The sequence below is a fragment of the Nonomuraea sp. NPDC049714 genome (genome assembly GCF_044465295.1).
Taxonomy (GTDB): domain Bacteria; phylum Actinomycetota; class Actinomycetes; order Streptosporangiales; family Streptosporangiaceae; genus Nonomuraea.
Genome location: NZ_JBITLM010000002.1, coordinates 1013600 through 1032489 on the forward strand (window position 1 = coordinate 1013600; position 18890 = coordinate 1032489).

General features: G+C 69.3%; 14 protein-coding genes. 6 read left to right on the forward strand and 8 right to left on the reverse strand.

All coding sequences use genetic code 11. From position 1 onward, the window contains the following. Positions 1–30: 30 nt before the first annotated feature. A complete protein-coding gene (locus ACIBQX_RS11990; protein ID WP_397003366.1) occupies positions 31–2118 on the reverse strand; it encodes a RecQ family ATP-dependent DNA helicase in 2088 nt (695 codons plus the stop codon). A 113-nt stretch (positions 2119–2231) separates the two neighbouring features. Here ACIBQX_RS11990 and ACIBQX_RS11995 point away from each other — a divergent pair, with 113 nt between their 5' ends. Beyond that, the gene (locus tag ACIBQX_RS11995; RefSeq protein WP_397003368.1) at positions 2232–3029 is read left to right on the forward strand and encodes a hypothetical protein; all 798 of its coding nucleotides are present in this window, start codon (positions 2232–2234) and stop codon (positions 3027–3029) included. A 6-nt stretch (positions 3030–3035) separates the two neighbouring features. Here the strand turns inward: ACIBQX_RS11995 and ACIBQX_RS12000 are convergent, their stop codons facing one another. After that, positions 3036–3857, reverse strand: a complete 822-nt coding sequence (locus ACIBQX_RS12000; RefSeq protein WP_397003370.1) for a TauD/TfdA dioxygenase family protein — start codon at positions 3855–3857, stop codon at positions 3036–3038. A 119-nt stretch (positions 3858–3976) separates the two neighbouring features. Here ACIBQX_RS12000 and ACIBQX_RS12005 point away from each other — a divergent pair, with 119 nt between their 5' ends. Next, on the forward strand, positions 3977–6478 hold the full coding sequence (locus ACIBQX_RS12005) for a DNA topoisomerase (ATP-hydrolyzing) subunit A (protein WP_397003372.1): 2502 nt from the start codon (positions 3977–3979) through the stop codon (positions 6476–6478). A gap of 124 nt (positions 6479–6602) precedes the next feature. Here the strand turns inward: ACIBQX_RS12005 and ACIBQX_RS12010 are convergent, their stop codons facing one another. After that, positions 6603–6977, reverse strand: coding sequence for a VOC family protein (locus ACIBQX_RS12010; RefSeq protein ID WP_397003374.1), 375 nt, complete (start codon positions 6975–6977; stop codon positions 6603–6605). A gap of 42 nt (positions 6978–7019) precedes the next feature. Here ACIBQX_RS12010 and ACIBQX_RS12015 point away from each other — a divergent pair, with 42 nt between their 5' ends. Further along, complete coding sequence (locus ACIBQX_RS12015; protein ID WP_397003376.1) at positions 7020–7583, forward strand: thioredoxin family protein; 564 nt, start codon at positions 7020–7022, stop codon at positions 7581–7583. A 722-nt stretch (positions 7584–8305) separates the two neighbouring features. Here the strand turns inward: ACIBQX_RS12015 and ACIBQX_RS12020 are convergent. Further along, positions 8306–8665, reverse strand: coding sequence for a hypothetical protein (locus ACIBQX_RS12020; protein ID WP_397003378.1), 360 nt, complete (start codon positions 8663–8665; stop codon positions 8306–8308). 143 nt (positions 8666–8808) lie between these two features. Between ACIBQX_RS12020 and ACIBQX_RS12025 the strand changes: the two genes are divergently transcribed. Next, complete coding sequence (locus ACIBQX_RS12025) at positions 8809–9300, forward strand: beta-class carbonic anhydrase (protein ID WP_397003380.1); 492 nt, start codon at positions 8809–8811, stop codon at positions 9298–9300. A gap of 521 nt (positions 9301–9821) precedes the next feature. Here the strand turns inward: ACIBQX_RS12025 and ACIBQX_RS12030 are convergent. After that, the gene (locus tag ACIBQX_RS12030; RefSeq protein WP_397003382.1) at positions 9822–11888 is read right to left on the reverse strand and encodes a type IIA DNA topoisomerase subunit B; all 2067 of its coding nucleotides are present in this window, start codon (positions 11886–11888) and stop codon (positions 9822–9824) included. Between the two features lie 248 nt (positions 11889–12136). Here ACIBQX_RS12030 and ACIBQX_RS12035 point away from each other — a divergent pair, with 248 nt between their 5' ends. Next, on the forward strand, positions 12137–12370 hold the full coding sequence (locus ACIBQX_RS12035; RefSeq protein WP_225277535.1) for a hypothetical protein: 234 nt from the start codon (positions 12137–12139) through the stop codon (positions 12368–12370). A gap of 567 nt (positions 12371–12937) precedes the next feature. Here ACIBQX_RS12035 and ACIBQX_RS12040 read toward each other — a convergent pair. Then, positions 12938–13636 carry a GNAT family N-acetyltransferase gene (locus ACIBQX_RS12040; RefSeq protein WP_397003384.1) on the reverse strand — a complete coding sequence of 233 codons (699 nt, stop codon included), beginning with the start codon at positions 13634–13636 and terminating at the stop codon, positions 12938–12940. 426 nt (positions 13637–14062) lie between these two features. Here ACIBQX_RS12040 and ACIBQX_RS12045 point away from each other — a divergent pair, with 426 nt between their 5' ends. After that, complete coding sequence (locus ACIBQX_RS12045) at positions 14063–14776, forward strand: YaaA family protein (RefSeq protein ID WP_397003386.1); 714 nt, start codon at positions 14063–14065, stop codon at positions 14774–14776. Positions 14777–14825: 49 nt separating this feature from the next. On the opposite strand, the gene ACIBQX_RS12050 is transcribed toward ACIBQX_RS12045, so the two are convergent. Together ACIBQX_RS12050 and ACIBQX_RS12055 are read right to left on the reverse strand one after the other, a co-directional pair. After that, positions 14826–16472 (reverse strand): RNA polymerase sigma factor, encoded by a 1647-nt coding sequence (locus tag ACIBQX_RS12050; RefSeq protein ID WP_397003388.1) that lies wholly within the window; start codon positions 16470–16472, stop codon positions 14826–14828. A 242-nt stretch (positions 16473–16714) separates the two neighbouring features. Next, positions 16715–18808 (reverse strand): SpoIIE family protein phosphatase, encoded by a 2094-nt coding sequence (locus ACIBQX_RS12055; RefSeq protein WP_397003390.1) that lies wholly within the window; start codon positions 18806–18808, stop codon positions 16715–16717. Positions 18809–18890 lie beyond the last annotated feature (82 nt).

Consider the following 18890-nt stretch of genomic DNA (forward strand, 5'->3'; position numbering starts at 1 on the left):
CGTCCCACTCACGTGCACGTACGTCGTTGATCAGGACGTGGTGGCCAGAGCCAGCGGCAGGACCGCGGGGGCGCCCGCGTGGCGGATCAGGGCGGCGGCGAGGGTCATGGTCCAGCCGGTGTCGATCCGATCGTCGATGAGCAGCACCGGCCCGCCGCACGCGGCCACGGCGGCGCCCACGTCCTTGGGCATGGCCAGCGTCCCCCTGACGGCCTGGACGCGCTTGGCGCTGTTGAACTGCCGGCCGGGCGGCCCCGCGCGGTAGCCGAGCTCCCCCAGGTAGGTGAGCCGGCCGACCTGGGACAGCCGTTCGGCGAAACCGCGGACGAGCTGGGGCCGCGTCGAGGAGGGCACGCTGACGACGCCCACCGGCCGCTCCCGCCAGTCCCAGGCGGACAGCACCTGCACCACGGCCTTGAACATGTCGTCGGGCATCGGCCCGTCGGGGGCGTTGAACAGCTCTCGCAGCCGGTTGCCCCAGCCGATGTCGGTCAGCCGGCCCAGCGCCCTGCCCTGCTCGGCGCCGAGGTCGGGCTTGATCCGGCCGGACAGGTCGGACAGCCCGGTCGGCCACTGCCTGCGGGCGTCGATGTCGACGCCTGGCCTGCTCAGCCGCTCGCGGGCGCTCTCCACGGCCGGGGCCGCGATCTGCGGCGAGCGGTGCAGGCCGGTGCAGTTGTCGCAGCGCCCGCACGGCTTGGCGGCCTCGTCGTCGAGCCGCTTGCGAAGGTATTCCTCGCGGCACTCGGTGGTCGTCAGATAGCCGAGCATGGCGTCCTGCTCGGCCTTGCGCTCGCCGGCGATGCGGGAGTAGCGCTCGGCGTCGTAGTCCCACGGCCGGCCGGTCGCCTCCCAGCCGCCCTTGACCCTGCGCACCGCGCCGTCCACGTCGAGGACCTTGAGCATCATCTCCAGGCGGTTGCGGCTCAGGTCGACGGCCGTCTCCAGCGCCGGGGTGGACATCAGGCCCCGCTCCTCCAGCGTCTGCAGCACGGCCCTGACGACCGGCTCGGGCGGGAAGGCCAGCGAGGTGAAGTAGGCCCAGATCTCGCGGTCCTCGGTGCCCGGCAGCAGGATGACCTCGGCCCGCTCCACGCCGCGCCCGGCACGGCCGACCTGCTGGTAGTAGGCGACGGGCGACTGCGGGGCGCCTACGTGGACGACGAACCCGAGGTCGGGCTTGTCGAAGCCCATGCCGAGGGCGCTGGTGGCGACCAGCGCCTTGATCTTGTTGTTGAGCAGGGCCTCCTCGGCCTCCAGCCGTTCGGCCGGATCCGTCTGCCCGGAGTAGGCGGCCACCTCGTGGCCCTGCTCGCGCAGGTAGCCGACGATCTCGTGGGCGGCGGCCACGGTCAGGGTGTAGACGATGCCGGAGCCGGGCAGCTCGCGCAGCGTCTGCGCCAGCCAGGCCAGCCGCTGCTCCGCCGTCGGAAGCCGTACGACACTCAGGTGGAGGCTCTCACGCTCCAGCGCGCCGCGCAGGACCAGGGTGTCCTCGCCCATCTGCTCGGCCACGTCGCGGGTGACGCGGGCATTGGCCGTGGCGGTGGTGGCCAGCACCGGGATGCCGGGCGGCAGCTCCTCGAACAGGGTGGCGAGCCTGCGGTAGTCGGGCCGGAAGTCGTGGCCCCAGTCGGAGATGCAGTGGGCCTCGTCGACGACGACCAGGCCGGCGCTCTCGGCCAGCTCGGGCAGCACGTTGTCGCGGAAGTCGGGGTTGTTGAGCCGCTCGGGGCTGACCAGCAGCACGTCGATCTCACCCTCGGCCACCTGGGCGTAGACGTCCTCCCAGGCCTCGGGGTTGGCGGAGTTGATGGTGACGGCCTTGATGCCGGCGCGCTCGGCGGCGGCGATCTGGTTGCGCATGAGAGCGAGCAGGGGCGAGATGATGACGGTGGGCCCCTCGTCGAGCTCGCGCAGCAGGGCGGTGGCCACGAAGTAGACGGCCGACTTGCCCCAGCCGGTGCGCTGCACGACCAGCACCCGGCTCCGCTCGACGACGAGGGCCTCGATGGCCTTCCACTGGTCCTCGCGGAGCTTGGCGTGGTCGCCGGCCAGCGCCCGCAGCCGGGCCTCGGCCTGTTCGCGCAGCATCGCCGCGTCCGGGGCTTCAATCATGCGTCCTTGTTACCAGGTTTCCCCGACGTTTCGCGCACTCGGCGGCGCGGAACCCCGGGCCACGGCGGGACGTTGACTGTGTATCAACCGTGGATCGTGGCCCTGGAGGGCACATGACGCATGTTCCACTGGCCGGATCGGTGCGGAGGCGGAAGGCGATCCTACGCGTCGTCACGGCGCTCATGTTGCTCATGGGGGTGGGCGCGGCCGGTTGCTCGAGCGTGGATGTGAAGGCGTCGTACCGCCCCGCCTTCCTGCCGGTGAAGCTGGAGTGGGGCCCCGACGGGATGGTGAAGCTCACCGGCGACAGCTCCATCGTCACGCCGATCGGCGTCTTCTCGCTGGGCACCGAGCACGCCCTCTCGGCCAAGAAGCCGAACGTCATCTACGTCATCTTCCGCAACGCCAACGGGGTCCTGCCCGGCTCCACCGTGGTGGGCACCGATCAGGTCTTCGAGGTGATGAGTGGAGGCGGCCAGTTCACGGCCGTGGTCAACGGCACGGCGGTGATCCAGGTCGCCGACCAGGAAGTGCTCATCGATGTCACCGACGGCTCGGTCAGGGTCATCGAGTTCAAGGCCGCGCAGGCGGTCATGCAGGAGCAGCCCAGCGGCATCGCGCTGCGCTGGCAACAGTTCTGGGACGACTGCTTCTACTCCCCCATGGCCCTGTCCCGGTGGGCCTACGACGACTCCACCATGGACAAGTGGTTCGGGCTGGGCTTCTTCTGGTTTCTGATCCGGCTCGTGCTGGCGCTGATCCTCGGCGTGGTCGACCTGCTCCTCACCGCCGGCTGTTTCCTGGCCGCGATCGGCTTCCTGGTGGCCGGCACGACCGGGCGCAACATCGTCTACGGCGTCGAGGTGCTGCTCTTCATCATCCTGGTGTTCCTGTCACGGGATCTCCCCTAGAACCGATCAGCTGTCGGCGTGCTCAGGGAAGGCGTTGACGGTGACCCGGTGCATGCGGCGGCGCTCGGTGTAGTCGGCCACCGCGTAGTGCTGGGTGGGGCGGTTGTCCCAGAAGGCGAGGGTGCCGACCTGCCAGCGGAGCCTGACCTGATACTCCGGCGAGCGGATGTGGTCGATGAGCAGCGGCAGCAGCGCCTCGTTCTCGCGGTCCGTCAGGCCGACCAGTCGGGTGGTGGAGGCGCGGTTCACGAACAGCGCCTTGCGCCCGGTCTCGGCGTGCACGCGGACCACCGGGCGCTCGATCGGCGGCCACTTCGCCTGGATCTCGGCCAGGTCGAAGGGGTGTCCCTTGGAGATCGCCTTCTTCATGGACATCGTGATGTCGTGCACCGCGGTCAGCTCGTCGCACAGGCGCTGGATGGCGGGTGAGAGCGTCTCGTAGGCCAGGTAGGTGTTGGCCCAGCAGGTGTCGCCGCCCACGCTGGGCAGTTGGAGGCAGCGCAGCAGCGAGCCCATCGGCGGCGTCGGCTCGAAGGTGTTGTCGCTGTGCCATTCGTCGGCGCCCTCGCCCTTGGGCGCGGTCTGGTCGAGCACGTGGATGGGGCTGGTGGCGTCCTTTTTGAACGCCGGATGGTTCAGCGTGCCGAAATTCAGCCCGAACTGGACATGCTGCTCGTCGTCGATGTGCTGGTCGCGGAAGAACAGCACCAGGTGCTTCAACCAGCCTTGGCGCAGGATCTCGACCTCTTCCCGCTCCAGCGGCTTACGCAGATCTACCCCGGTGACCTCGGCGCCGATGTGCTTCGTCACGGGATGGAACTCGATCATGACGCCTCCGTGGGGCAGCGGGAAGGGAGCCTCCCGGGCAACGTAACGCCCAAGCAATTGCTTGGTCAAGGCGTCGGGATCGGTGTTGAAGTCGCGGGCACCCGGCTCTCTTCGGCACAATGTTCGACATGGCCCGACGCACGACTGCACCCCCGCCCGAGGACTTCGAGGAGCGGATCGTCGATATCGACGTCTCCTCGGAGATGCGCACGAGCTTTCTCGAGTACGCCTATTCGGTGATCTACCAGCGAGCGCTGCCCGACGCTCGCGACGGGCTCAAACCGGTGCAGCGTCGCATCCTCTACTCGATGAGCGAGATGGGACTGCGCCCCGACCGGGGGCATGTCAAGTGCTCCCGCGTCGTCGGCGACGTGATGGGCAAGCTCCACCCCCACGGCGACACCGCGATCTACGACGCCCTGGTACGGCTCGCGCAGCCGTTCTCCATGCGCCTGCCCCTGGCCGACGGCCACGGCAACTTCGGCTCGCCCGACGACCTGCCGGCCGCCATGCGTTACACCGAGGCCAGGCTGGCCCCGGCGGCGATGCTCATGGTGGAGTCGCTCGACGAGGACACCGTCGGCTTCAAGCCCAACTACGACGGCCAGGAGACCGAGCCCACGGTCATGCCGTCGGCGTTCCCCAACCTCCTGGTCAACGGCACCACCGGCATCGCGGTCGGCATGGCCACCAACATGGCGCCGCACAACCTCGTCGAGGTCATCGCCGCCGCCCGCCACCTGATCAAGAAGCCGGACGCGACGCTCGACGAGCTCATGAAGTACGTTCCCGGCCCCGACCTGCCGACCGGCGGCACGATCACCGGCCTGCAGGGCGTCCGCGACGCCTACGAGACCGGGCGCGGCACCTTCCGCATGCGGGCCAAGTGCGCGGTGGAGCAGATCACGCCGCGCCGCAAGGGCATCATCGTCACCGAGCTCCCCTACAACGTCGGCCCCGAGCGCGTCGTCACCAAGATCAAGGAGTTGGTGACCAGCAAGAAGCTGCAGGGCATCGCCGACCTCAAGGACCTCACCGACCGGCACAAGGGCCTGCGCCTGGTCATCGAGATCAAGAACGGCTTCATCCCCGAGGCCGTGCTCGACGAGCTCTACCGCCTGACGCCGATGGAGGAGACCTTCGGCATCAACAACGTCGCGCTGGTCGACGGCGAGCCCCGCACGCTGGGCCTGCGCGAACTGCTCCAGGTGTACGTCGACCACCGGATCGAGGTCGTCCGCCGTCGCTCCGAATACCGCAGGCGCAAGCGCGAGGAGCGCCTGCACCTGGTCGACGGCCTGATCGTCGCACTGCTCAACATCGACGAGGTCATCCAGGTCATCCGTTCCTCGGACGACTCCTCCCAGGCCCGCACCCGCCTGATGGAGGTCTTCAGCCTCACCGACATCCAGGCCGCCTACATCCTCGACACCCCGCTGCGCCGCCTGACCCGCTACGACAAGCTGGAGCTCGACAGCGAGAAGGTGACGCTGACCGAGGAGATCGCAGCGCTGACGGCCATCCTGTCGTCCGAGACCCGGCTGCGCCAGGTCGTCTCGGGCGAGCTCGCCGAGGTGTCGAAGAAGTACGGCACGCCGCGCCGTACCGTGCTGCTGGAGGCGTCCGGCGCCACCCGCACCGCCACGGTGACGCTGCAGGTGGCCGACGACCCGTGCCTGGCCCTGCTGTCGTCCACCGGCCTGCTGGCCCGCACGCCCGACGCCTCGCCGCTGCCGGGCGAGGGCGACCGCACGGCCCATGACGTGCTCGTCTCCGTGGTCCGCACGACGGTCAGGGGCGAGGTCGGAGTGGTGACGTCGCTGGGCAGGCTGATCCGCGTGCAGGTGGTGGACCTGCCGACCCTGCCGCCGTCGGCCAACCCGCCGTCGCTGTCTGGCGGCCATCCGGTGTCGGAGTACGTCTCCCTCCAGCCTGACGAGAAGGTGATCGGCCTCGGCTCGCTCGATCCCGACAGCCCGGGGCTGGCGATCGGCACCGCCCAGGGCATCGTGAAACGCGTGGTGCCTGACTACCCTGCCAACCGCGACGACTTCGAAGTGATCACCCTCAAGGACGGCGACACCGTGGTGGGCGCGGCCGAGCTGGATTCCGAGGAGCACGACCTGGTGTTCATCAGCTCCGACGCCCAGCTCCTGCGGTTCCAGGCCGCCCTGGTCAGGCCGCAGGGCAGGCCCGCGGGCGGCATGGCGGGCATCCGCCTCGACGGCGGGGCGCACGTGGTCTGGTTCGGCGTGGTCGATCCGTCCCGTCCCGCCCAGGTGGTCACGGTGGCCGGCTCGTCCACCGCCCTTCCCGGCACACAGGTGGGTGGCGGCAAGGTCTCCGACTACGTCGAATACCCCGCCAAGGGGCGCGCCACGGGTGGCGTCCGCACCCAGCGGTTCCTCAAGGGCGAGGACGTGCTGCTGCTCGCCTGGGCGGGGGCCGCGCCCGCCAAGGCGGTCTCGTCGGTGGGCAAGCCGGTGCCGCTGCCGGACGAGATCGGCCGCCGGGACGGCTCCGGCGTCCGCCTCACGCACACCATCGGCGCGATCGGCGGCGCCCTCGCCGGCCCCTCGGCCGCACCCCTCCCCGCTCTCCAGGAGGACGATCAGGACTGATCCGGCTCTTCTCCCGGCGGCTCACGCATCCCGGCCTGGAGGTCCGCTCCAGGCCGGCCCTTGACCGCCAGTGCTCGACCGTCAGCGCTCGACCGTCAATCCTCCGACCGTCAGCCCTCGACGGTCAGCCCTCGACGGTCAGGCAGAACGGGTGGCCCGCCGGGTCGAGGTAGACGCGGAAGTTGTCGTCCTCGCTCGGCTGGACCTCGCTCTTGGTCGCGCCGATCCTGAGCACCTGCTCCTCGGCCTTGTCCAGGTCCTCGACCATGGTGTCGATGTGAGACTGCTGGGGACGCTCCCGGCTCGGCCAGACCGGCGGCTGATAGCCCTCCACCCGCTGGAAGGCCAGCCGCATCGGTGACCCGATCTCGGTCACCACCACCCAGTCGTCCTCGTCGTAGGCGACGGGCCACCCCAGGAGCCGGGAGTAGAAGTCGGCCAGAGCTCGCGGGTCCGGGCAGTCGATCACGGTCGATCGAAACTCCGCGATACCGTTCATCACACACCTCCGAAATGATGGGGACAGGGGACAATAGGAGGCATGGCTGCCAACTCGTTCATGGTTCCTCTGGGCACACCTGCGCCTCCGTTCGATCTCACCGCCGTCAGCGGCGGCAGCGTTTCGCTCGCCGACCTGAAGGGCTCCCCAGCCGTCCTTGTGGCTTTCCTGTCCAATCACTGCCCATATGTCCGCCACATCGAGCATGGCCTCGGCGAACTGGCGGCCGGCTACGGCTCCCGGCTGTCGGTCGTGGCGATCTGCAGCAACGACAGCGTGAACTACCCGGACGACGATCCGACACACCTGGCCGAGCAGGCCGCCCGTGCCGGTTTCACCTTCCCGTACCTGCTGGACGACACGCAGGAGGTCGCCAAGGCCTACCGGGCCGCCTGCACACCCGACTTCTTCCTGTACGACGCGGAGTTCCGGCTGGTCTACCGTGGCGAGTTCGACGGGGCCCGCCCGCGTAACTCCGTCCCGGTGACCGGCTCCTCCCTGCGAGCCGCCATCGACGCCGTACTCTCCGGCGCCCCCGTCCCCGAGGACCAGGTCCCGTCCATCGGCTGCGGCATCAAGTGGAAGCCCGGCAACGACCCCACCTGACACCCGCCTCGCGCCCCTGCGAGAGCGCCCGTACGGAATCCGTACAAGCGCCCCCAGAGGCCTCAAACAACCCTCGGCATCCTCGGGGCCTCGCGAGGGGCGCGGGGCGTTCTCCGGGGCCGTGAGGGGCGCGGCGGCCCCTTCGGCGGCCACCAGACCGACCGCGGAGGGCCCGTAAACCCTCCCGCCCTGCGCCTCCGGCGACGGCCCCAGCACTTTCGCCGCAGACCCAGGCATTCACCGCAGCCCCTGACACACCCCTCCAGTACGACAGGCAGGCCAACTTACCGAGCCCCCCACCAGCCCTACTCCGACGGCACCGTAAGGGCGAACCTGAGGGCCGACCAGGCACGCGCTCAGATGAGAGGCGCGGACACGCCAGTTCTTTCGCCTGCCGTACTTCGGCGACGCCCGGGGCGGGCTCCAGCGCGAACTCGAGGCACATTCAGGAGAGGGCGCGGCGACATCGCGTCGGGTGAGAGAGACGCGGAGACGCGCCACCCAGTTCCCTCGCCGGCCCTCCTCCGACCACACCGGGAGGGCCGAACCCCAGTACGCGCGTGCAGGAAGGGCTCGGTGACGCGTCGCCCCTCGGCCCTACCTCGGCGACGCCGGGATGGCGGGATGGCGGGCTCCAGCGCGAGCTCGGCCGCCCTGCCCCACCCGAGGGACGCCGGGAGAGCGGCGGGCACACGGGCTCGCGGGCGGGCCCCGGCGTGTCCTCAGATGGGCCGGAAGGACGTGCTGCCGTATTGCTCGTCGGTGCGGTCCGGCGATGCGGTGATGGCGGCGGGCAAGGACAGCAGGAGGTCGTGGGGCTCGCCGCCCTGCCAGGTGCGGATGAGGCGGTTGCCCGCGTCGCCCGGGTCGAAGTCCTCGCAACCGAGCGGCCCGTAGCAGCCGGCCTGGTCGAGCATGAGGATGACCGGGTCGTCGTCGGGCAGGCTCGCGGCATAGGCCGCCGCGTCGAGCAGGGCCAGGGCTCCTCGGGCGTTACGGCCGCCGTCATTGGACTCCACTCGGTCCAGGCGGCGCCTGGCCTGGCCGCGCAGATATGCGGCGAGCGATTCGGACCTGCTCAAGACGACCTTCTTCAAGGGATGCACAACACTTTGGGCTATGACATCATCACGTAAAGTTAGCAGAGTTGGTGGGACGTTGGCCAAGTCCCGCCAGTCGCACCCCGCACAGGCTTACGAAGGAGGCATGAGGGATTATCTGTGACATGGATGCGTTCGACGACCTGTTTGCCGCCAATGCGACGTTCGCCGGAGTCTTCGAAAACTCCGGCCTCACCGGCACGGCAGCACGCGGCCTCGCCGTGGTGACCTGCATGGACTCCCGAATCGACCCACTCGGCCTGCTCGGCTTGCAGCCGGGTGACGCCAAGATCCTGCGTAACGCCGGCGCCCGTGTCACCGACGACGTGCTGAGGACCCTGGTCCTGGCCGTCTATCTCCTGGGCGTCGAACGAGTCCTGGTCATGCCCCACACCGACTGCGGCATGTCCAAGGTCACCGATGCCGAGGTCCACGCTCTGACCCAGAGCAAGGGTGTCGACACGCGCAGCCTGCAGTTCCACACCGTTCCCGACCAGGACGCAGCCCTCCGCTACGACCTCACCCGCATCAAGTCGTCCCCGTTCCTGCCGGAAGATCTGCCCGTGGCCGGCGCCATCTACGACGTCCGCACCGGCGAACTCCTGCCCGTAGCCTGACCAGCTCTCTGCGATAACACAGAGCGGGGAACGACGGCCGGGGCGGGCGGACAGGGAACACAATCCCGCCCCGGCTCCACGGGACCACGAAGCCAGGCCACCCGACCCAGCCGGACCAGGAAGCCCGATCGCTGCCCCGGACAACGCCACTTGATCACTGCCCTGGCCCAGCCCGACGCCGCCGCTTGATCACTGCCCTGACCCCACCGGGCAACGCCGCTTGATCACTGCCTTGGCCCAGCCGGACGACGCCGCTTGACACCACACCGGCCATACCGGATCCAGAGCCTGATCGCCGTCCTGCGATGACCGACCAAGGAATTCGATCATTGACCCGGGCCTTACCCGGCAACGCCGGTGGATCGACGCCTGCAGCGGCTACGCCACTTGAGCTGACAAGGTTGCCGGGCGCCTTCTCGCATCCGGCCGGCAGAGGCCTCCCGGTCACGGAGTCCACGGCGTCCCGCACGAGCGCACCCGCTCACCTGGAGAATGACCGGCCCCTCAGGGAGCCGGCACGATCATGCGTCGATGTGGTCGCGGTCAACCTCGGCGGCGCTCTTGACGATGAACTCGCGGCGCGGCGCCACATCGCTGCCCATCAGCAGGCTGAAGATGTTCTCCGCCTCCTGGACGTCCTCGATGCGGACGCGGCGCAGGATGCGGTGGCGCGGGTCCATGGTGGTCTCGGCCAACTGGTCGGCGTCCATCTCACCGAGGCCCTTGTAGCGCTGCACCGGGTCCTTCCACCGCTTGTTACGCCGCTCCAGGTCGCGCAGGACCTTCTGGAGCTCGGCGTCGGAATAGCAGTAGATGTACTTGTCCTTGCCCCGGCCCGGATTGGTGAGCTCGATGCGGTGCAGCGGCGGGACGGCGGCGAAGACGCGGCCGGCCTCCACCATGGGCCGCATGTAGCGGTGGAACAGGGTGAGCAGCAGGCAGCGGATGTGCGCGCCGTCGACATCGGCGTCGGCCATCAGGATGATCTTGCCGTAGCGGGCCGAGTCGAGGTCGAAGGAGCGACCGGACCCGGCACCGACCACCTGGATGATGGCCGCGCACTCGGCGTTCTTGAGCATGTCGCTCACGGACGCCTTCTGCACGTTGAGGATCTTGCCCCGGATCGGCAGCAGAGCCTGGAACTCCGAGTCACGGGCCAGCTTGGCGGTGCCGAGCGCGGAGTCACCCTCGACGATGAACAGCTCGCTGCGGTCGACGTCGTCGTTGCGGCAGTCGACGAGCTTGGCCGGGAGGGCGGAGTTTTCCAGGGCGCTCTTGCGGCGCTGGTTCTCGCGGTGCTCGCGGGCCGCGATGCGGGCCTTGGCGGCGGCGACGATCTTCTCGAGCGTGGCGCGCAGCTGCTGCTTGAGCCCGCGCGGCGGGTTGACGAACAGCTCCTTGAGCTCGCGGCTGACCACGTGGGAGACGATGCGGGTGGCGGCGGAGGTGCCGAGGACCTCCTTGGTCTGGCCCTCGAACTGCGGCTCCGGCACCCGCACGGTGACGACGGCGGTCAGCCCTTCGGAGATGTCCTCCTTGTTGACCGGGTCGTCGCCGTTCTTGAGCAGGCGGGTCTCGCGCAGCTGCTCGTTGAGGGTGCGCACCAGGGCACGCTCGAAGCCGGTGACGTGGGTGCCGCCCTTGGGGGTGGCGATCACGTTGACGAAGGAGCGGACGGTGGACTCGTAGCCCTTGCCCCAGCGCACCGCCACGTCGACGGTGAGCTCGCGCTCGACCTCGGTCGACGTCATGTGGCCCTGGTCGTCGAGGACCGGCACGGTCTCGTGGAAGTGGCCGACGCCCTGCAGCCGGAGCACGTCGCAGACGGCCTCGTCGCGGGCCAGGAACTCGGTGAACTCGGAGATGCCGCCGTCGAAGCGGAACTCCTCCTCGACGCGCTCCTCCTGCCTGCCGTCGATCAGGACGAGGGTGAGGCCGGGCACCAGGAAGGCGGTCTGGCGGAGCCTGACGTGGATCTCGTCGACCGACACCTCGGCGTCGGGCAGGAAGATCTGCTTGTCGACCCAGAAGCGCACCCGCGTGCCGGTGACCCGGGTGGCCACCTCGCCGCCGTCGCGCAGGCCGGACTTCTTCTTGAACTTGGCGGTCGGCCCGTCGCCGTCGAACACGCCGGGCACACCGCGGCGGAAGCTGATCTCGTGGATGTGGCCGTCGCGGTCGACCTGGACGTCGAGGCGCGCGGACAGCGCGTTGACGACCGAGGCGCCGACGCCGTGCAGGCCGCCGGAGGCGCCGTAGGAGCCGCCGCCGAACTTCCCGCCCGCGTGGAGCTTGGTGTAGACGAGCTCCACACCCGCCAGGCCGCTCTTGGGCTCGATGTCCACCGGGATGCCGCGGCCGTTGTCGCGCACCTCGATGGAGCCGTCGGGATAGAGCTCGACCTCGATGCGGTCACAGTGACCCGCGAGCGCCTCGTCCACCCCGTTGTCGACGATCTCCCAGAGGCAGTGCATGAGCCCGCGGCTGTCGGTGGACCCGATGTACATGCCGGGTCGCTTGCGTACGGCCTCAAGGCCCTCAAGCACCGACAGGTGACGAGCCGTGTAACCCGCCTCCACTAGCGTCACTCCGGCTCCCCTGGTCTCAGGTCATCGAACATGTGTGCGCAGCCTACCGCTCTTCCCCTATGGACGCGTACAAGCTTGCCATGACGGCACGTTTGCCGTTACCAGCGGGCTGATCATCAATACTTTCGGACACATTCTGCTCTGGGCGTAGAGAGGGGGCGGTTGGGAACGTCCACGTCCGGTTAGATGTTGTCCAAGTGACTGACGCCAGATCCTCGCTTCGGCGGGGGTGACCCGAAAGGCGATACGTGACTGGAGCTCTTGCCCCCGTTAAGCCGCTGACGGCCCTCGACCGCTGCGACCGTTGCGGTGCCCAGGCATACATTCGCGCGACCCTGCCCGTTGGCGGGGAGCTGCTGTTCTGCGCCCACCATGGGCGTCAGCACATCGCGGCGCTGCGCGAAAAGGGCGCCGACATCTTGGACGAGTCGGCACGTCTCAGCGAAACCCCTTCATTTACCGGCCCCAACGACGAGCGCTAACGCGTCCGTCGTGATGACATAACCACATATAGCGTTACAGAACGGCGATCCCGGCAACCCGGGGTCGCCGTTCTGCTTAAAACCAAGATCCATGCTAGGGCAGCGGCAGCGTCAACACGGGGATCCCGTACAGGACGCGCGGGTTCTATACCGATCTACGGGTCTGACCTGACGTGCCGATGCCGTACTGAGACACGCAGGTCTGTGCTGACATGCGGGAGCCGCACCAAGACACGCGGGTCTGCACTGACATGCGGGAGCCACGCCCAGACCCGCCTGTTCCACCCCAGGAAAGTCGGGTCCGCACCGATCTGTGGCCCTGAAGCCGCGCATAGGTGCGCGCGGTGTCTGAGGCCACACGGGCCAGCGCGCGCCGGGCTGACAAATCCGTGAGGGCCCGTGTCGACGTGCGTTCCTGCGTCCTGTACGGGTCCGCACGAGGTCTCAATCCCGTCGAGCGAGTCCGGGAGCCTGCGAATCCGTGGGGCCCAACATTCCGGTCCTGGGGCGTACGGCTCCGGGGTGGCCCTGCGTGTGGGTCTGCGGGCTGTGAGAGGGCTTGTGCGTTCAGCGGGCGCGGTAGTGGTACTCGCCCTTCACCGCTAGCCCCTCGCTGCCGTACAACGCCCGTGCGCCCTGGTTGCGGGACGTGACCACCAGGTACGCCGAGGTGCCGTCGAAGTGCCGGACGAGGGCGCGCAGGACGCTGCGAGCCAGCCCGCGCCGGCGAGCACCGGGCAGGGTGGCCATGCAGTAGACGCCCAGCGTGTCGCCCTGCGGCACGCCGCGCCCCACGGCGACCGGCACGCCGTCCTCCTCGACGGCGGCGTACCAGGCGGGCACGCCCGTGCAGATGCGTTCCGCCTCCGCCAGCCCGCTGCCGTAGCGGCCGTCGACCGCCCACCACGTCTCCAGCCACCCCCGCCACGGCCGTTCCTCGACCCGCACCTCGTCCAGGACGGGCTCGCGCACCACCGGCCCGGCCATGATTACAGTCGGATCGACCACGTGGTACCCCCGCGCCGCCAGCTCACCGTCGAGGCCGGGGGTGGCGCCGGGGCCGATGGAGAAGACACAGGGCAGCCCGCGCCCGGCGTAGAAGGTCTCGGCCTCCGCGATCGCCCCGGCCAGGTCCGCCGGGCTGCCCAGGGGCAGCACGGAGTTGGCCCGCTTGGTCACCCCTCCGGCGTGGCGCAGGACCCAGCCGTCGTGCGGGCGCTGCTCGTAGGCCGGCCACGCCTCATGGACGAGAAGGTCGAAATCCACCCCGAGAGCCTAGCTGACCTGCGGTGAGCGAAGTCGACCCCGGTAACGGCGAGCGACCCTCTTCCAGGGGACGGGCGGGGCAGGGGAATCGTCCAGGTGGGCGGTGCCGGCCGTTGGGCTGCGGGGCGCCCGCTTTCAACCTTCCCGTCAGATTCCCATGGAAATGTGAAACGCGAACGGTCCACGAGTTCTTCGCCCCTGATGGCCTGTGACGCGCGTACGCGACGTGCCCCGGCAAGCCCCCGATCCGGCCCGAACCACCCACGGCCACGACCCGAATTCGATCACCCTGCGTAACAGTGGCCCGCCTACAAAGATTTCATAACTCGTACGGCCGGCGTCCTGACCGACCGTTCACCCAGAGGACAGCGGCATCTTCGGGGCCGAAGCTGTGACCAGGAGCTTTGCCCAATAGGCTGCATCACTGTGCTGATTCTGCTGCCGCCGTCGGAGGGCAAGGCGTCCGAGGGAGCCGGTCCCGCCGTCGAAGGGCTGTCTTTCCCCAAGCTCGACCGGCATCGCAAGCGGGTGATGAGCGCCCTGATCAAGGCCTCACGCCGCCGCGACGCCCATCAGGTGCTCGGCCTGTCCCCGGGGCTGGGCCCCGAGCTGGCGAAGAACCTGGCCATCCGGCAGGCGCCCACGCTGCCCGCCGGCGAGCTCTACACCGGCGTGCTCTACGACAACCTGGCGCTGGCCGGGCTCGGCCCCGAGGCGCGGGCCAGGGCGGAGGAGAGCGTGCTGATCTTCTCGGGGCTTTGGGGGGTGTTGCGGGTCGGTGACCGGATCCCGCCCTACCGGCTGTCCATGGGTGTGAGCCTGCCGCCGATGGGCGGGCTGACGGCGTTCTGGCGGCCCGCGATCACCGCCGAGCTGGACCGGCTGCCCGGCCTGGTCGTGGACCTGCGATCGGCCACGTACGCGGGCGCGTGGCGGCCAGGCGAGCGCGGCGTGTCGGTGCGGGTGCTGAAGGAGGGCAAGGTCGTCAGCCACATGGCCAAGGCCACCCGCGGCGAGATCGCCAGGGCGCTGCTGGAGAGCGGCCTGAGCCCGTCGACGCCGGACGAGCTGGCCAAGGCGCTCGACGATCTCGGCTACGCGGTGCGGCCCGCGCCGGGCCGGCTCGACATCGACATCTGAGCAACAAAAAAGGGGGCAACGAGAGTTGCCCCCTTTTTGACCGCGATGCCTAGTCCAGGTAGTCGCGCAGGACCTGCGAGCGGGACGGGTGACGGAGCTTGGACATGGTCTTCGACTCGATCTGCCGGATGCGCTCGCGCGTCACCCCGTAGACCTTGCCGATCTCGTCCAGCGTCTTGGGCTGACCGTCGGTGAGACCGAACCGCATCGACACCACACCCGCCTCCCGCTCCGACAACGTGTCGAGAACGGAGTGCAGCTGCTCCTGCAGCAGCGTGAAGCTGACGGCGTCGGCCGGGACGATGGCCTCGGAGTCCTCGATGAGGTCGCCGAACTCGCTGTCGCCCTCCTCACCCAGCGGGGTGTGCAGGGAGATCGGCTCGCGACCGTACTTCTGGACCTCGACCACCTTTTCGGGCGTCATGTCCAGCTCGCGGGCGAGCTCTTCCGGCGTGGGCTCGCGGCCCAGGTCCTGCAGCATCTGCCGCTGGACGCGGGCCAGCTTGTTGATCACTTCGACCATGTGGACCGGGATGCGGATGGTCCGCGCCTGGTCCGCCATGGCACGCGTGATCGCCTGCCGGATCCACCAGGTGGCGTAGGTGGAGAACTTGTAGCCCTTGGTGTAGTCGAACTTCTCGACCGCGCGGATCAGACCGAGGTTGCCCTCCTGGATCAGGTCCAGGAAGAGCATGCCGCGGCCGGTGTAGCGCTTGGCCAGCGAGACCACGAGCCGGAGGTTGGCCTCCAGCAGGTGGTTCTTGGCCCGGCGGCCGTCCTCGGCGATCCACTCCAGCTCGGCCCTGACGTCGACCGGCAGGTTGTCGATCTCGCCGCCGCCGAGCTGCTCCTCGGCGAACAGGCCCGCCTCGATCCGCTTGGCCAGCTCGACCTCCTGCTCGGCGTTGAGCAGGGGGACCTTGCCGATCTGCTTGAGGTAGTCCTTGACGGGGTCGGCGGTGGCGCCCGCGGCCGCGACCTGCGCGATCGGGGCGTCATCGTCGTCGTCGGTCAGGATGAGGACCTCGTCCTCACTCTTCTCGACGACCACCGCGGCGGCGACCTCCGCGACCTTGGGCTCTTCGGGCTCCTCGTCGGAGTCGCCCTCGGTGTCGGAGTCGCTCACCGCGATCTCCACATCGTCGACGTCGATGTCCTCGAGGTCCTCCAGCTCGACGTCAGCGTCGAGCTCGATGTCCTCGTCGTCGACACCGTCGGCCGACTTGGGCTTGGTCTCGGCAGGCCCGGCGCTGTCCGGCTTGGCCTTCTTGGCCGGTCCGGCACTGTCTGCCTTGGCCTTCTTGGCGGCCGGCGCGGCCTTCTTGGCAGGAGTCGGCTTCTTGGCCGCCGGCTCGGCTTCGGCGGTGCCCACGACCGCGGTGACGGTCTCAGGCTGCTGCTCCTTGGCGGCTGCGGCCGCTTTGGTCTTGACGGGGGCGGCTGTGCGGCGCTTTGCTGGACGCGACTTCTTCGGCGCAGCCGAATCCGCGGCGGTCACCACCACGGTCACGCCCTCTTTGCTGAGGTTCCGCAAGAACGCGGCGGCGTGCGACATGGGGATGTCCGCCTCCTCGAAGGCCTGGCGGACATCCTCAGACTCGAGGAAACCCTGCGAGCGCCCACGCTCGAGCAGTCGCTGAATGACGGGCTCGTTCAGCTCTTGTGGCTTCGAGCGAGTCGAACTTGCAGGCGACACGAACACCTCTCGAACGAACGCGTGGCGACAATGGACCCAGATGCCCGCTGGGGGGCTGTTGCCTCTCTCAGAGATCGGTGAGGCCGTGCGGACCGCTACGGACCTGCCCAGCATTCTGGCACGACCTTGCGATCCATACGGCCACCTCCCGGCGGTTGACCTCCACCCTAGGCCGACCCAAGTAGTAGTGCGTACGTAAGGGCGGCACTGATACCCGAAAGCAACCCTTATGACTGATTCATTCAGTCACTCTTCGTGGCAGGCGGCACGTGAATGGCCAGGGCGGTAACGTCATCATCCTGTTCATATCCCGACAGCATCCGGTCAACCAGGAAGTCCAGCAGCATGTGCGGACTTCCGACCACCTCAGGCGGCGCTTCGGTCACAACACTGCAAATCTCTGCGAGTCCGGCATCCAGCCCGCGCTTGCGGTTCTCCACCAGTCCGTCGGAGTAGAGCACGGCGGTATGGCCGGGCGGCACTACGAAGCGGAACTGCCTTCGGCTGGTCGGCCAGCCTAGCGGAGTGCCCGGCTCGGCGTCGCAGAGAATCGCCGTGCCCTGCGGAGAGACCAGGACGGGTGGCGGGTGACCCGCGAGCGCCAGTGTGCCCTCGCCGGTGACCGGCTCGACCACCATGTAGGCGAGGGTGGTGACCTGCTCCTCCTCCTCGGTCGCGTCGAAGACCCTGTCGAGGCCCGTCAGCACGGCCGCGGGCGGCGGGTTGGTCAGCGCCAGCGCGCGCATGGCGTTGCGGATGCGGCCCATGCCGGCCGCGGCCTTGACGCCCTTGCCCATGACGTCGCCCACGACGGCCGCGACCCGGCCGTCCTGCAGCACGAAGGCGTCGTACCAGTCGCCGCCGACCTGCACGTGGCGGCTGCCCGAGCGGAAGCGCTGGGCCAGCTCAAGGCCCTTGATGACCGGCAGGCGGTCGGGCAGCAGGCTGCGCTGCAGCGTCTCGGCGGTGCGGTGCTCGCGCTCGAACAATGTGGCGCGCTCCACCGCCAGCGCGCACTGGCCGGCCAGCGCCTCCAGGAAGACGCCGTCCTCCTGCGAGATCTTCTGCGGCCTGGTGAACGAGAAGCGCAGCGCGCCCAGCGCCCGGCCGGCGGCGAGCAGCGGCAGCCCCACCCAGGCCCGCTCGTCGCTGTTGGCGAGGTAGGTGCTCAGCACGTCCTTGTCGCCGCCCGCCTCGAGAAGCTGCAGCTTCAGGCTGACGGGCGACTCGGCGAAGAACGGCCTGCGGCTGTTGACCGCCATGGTCATCACGCTGGTGTGAGACAGCGGGATCTCCTCGCCGGAGGACCCGGACGCCTCGGGGACGCCCTCGCCGTTGATCAGCTTGAGCGCCGCGCGGTCGGTGTCGAGCAGCGCCACGGCGGAACGGTCCGCGGCCAGCGCGGTGCGGCCGACGTCGATGATGACCTGCACCACCTGCTCGACCGTGAGCGCCTCGGCGAGCTGGGCGGTGGCGCCCTGCAGCCGGGCGGTGCGCAGGGCGGCGGCGCCGAGCTGGTCGGTCAGCCTGCCCCGCATCTCCTCGGCCTCACGCTGGGGCGTCACGTCGGTGTTGGCGCCCACCCACTCCACGACCCGGCCGTGCCGGATGATCGGCACCGCGCGCACCTCGAAGTGGCGGAAACCGCTGGCCCTGGTGCGCACGCGGTAGTTCCACTCGAACATGGTCCGGCCGCGCAGCGCCTCCTTCCAGGCCTCTTCGGTCTGCTGGCGCTCCTCCTGGTGGACCGCCTCCAGCCAGCCGTAGGCGAGATACTCCTCCAGGCCCTGGCCGGTGATCGCGCGCCACTGCGGCGCGTCCTCGACCACCGTGCCGGTGGGGGAGGTGATCCAGACGAGCTGCGACTGCGCCTCGACCAGCGAGCGATAGCGCTCCTCGCTGCGGCGCAGGTCCTCCTCGACCTGGCGGCTCTCGGTCACGTCGAGCCCGAGCATCGCGACGGCCAGCAGCTCGCCGGACTCGTCGTGCACCGGGGAGAACGACATCGACCAGTGGCGGTTCTCGCCCTCCGGCGAGCGCACCCGCACGCGCCGCTCCGCGACCGGCCCGCCACTGCCGATGACCGTCTGGAAGCTCTGTGTGACGACCTGACCGATCTCGGCGGTCAGCGCCTCGGCCGAGGCGCGGCCCAGCAGCCGCTCGGCCGGGACACCGACGACGTCGGTGAACACGTCGTTGACCCGCTGGATGCGGCCGTCGACGTCGAAGAAGGCAAAGGCGAACTCTGCCTCGGACAGCAGGCCCTTGAGGAGGGCGGAGTCTGAGATGTCCACATCCGACTCCCGGGGACGGGGAACGGAGGTCTCGGCGCTCATGGTCGGCACCTCCGTCGCGTGCCAGGGTCTCCCACGCGGCACATCTCCATAATCGTGTATCGGCGTAGCGCAGCTCCGGGCG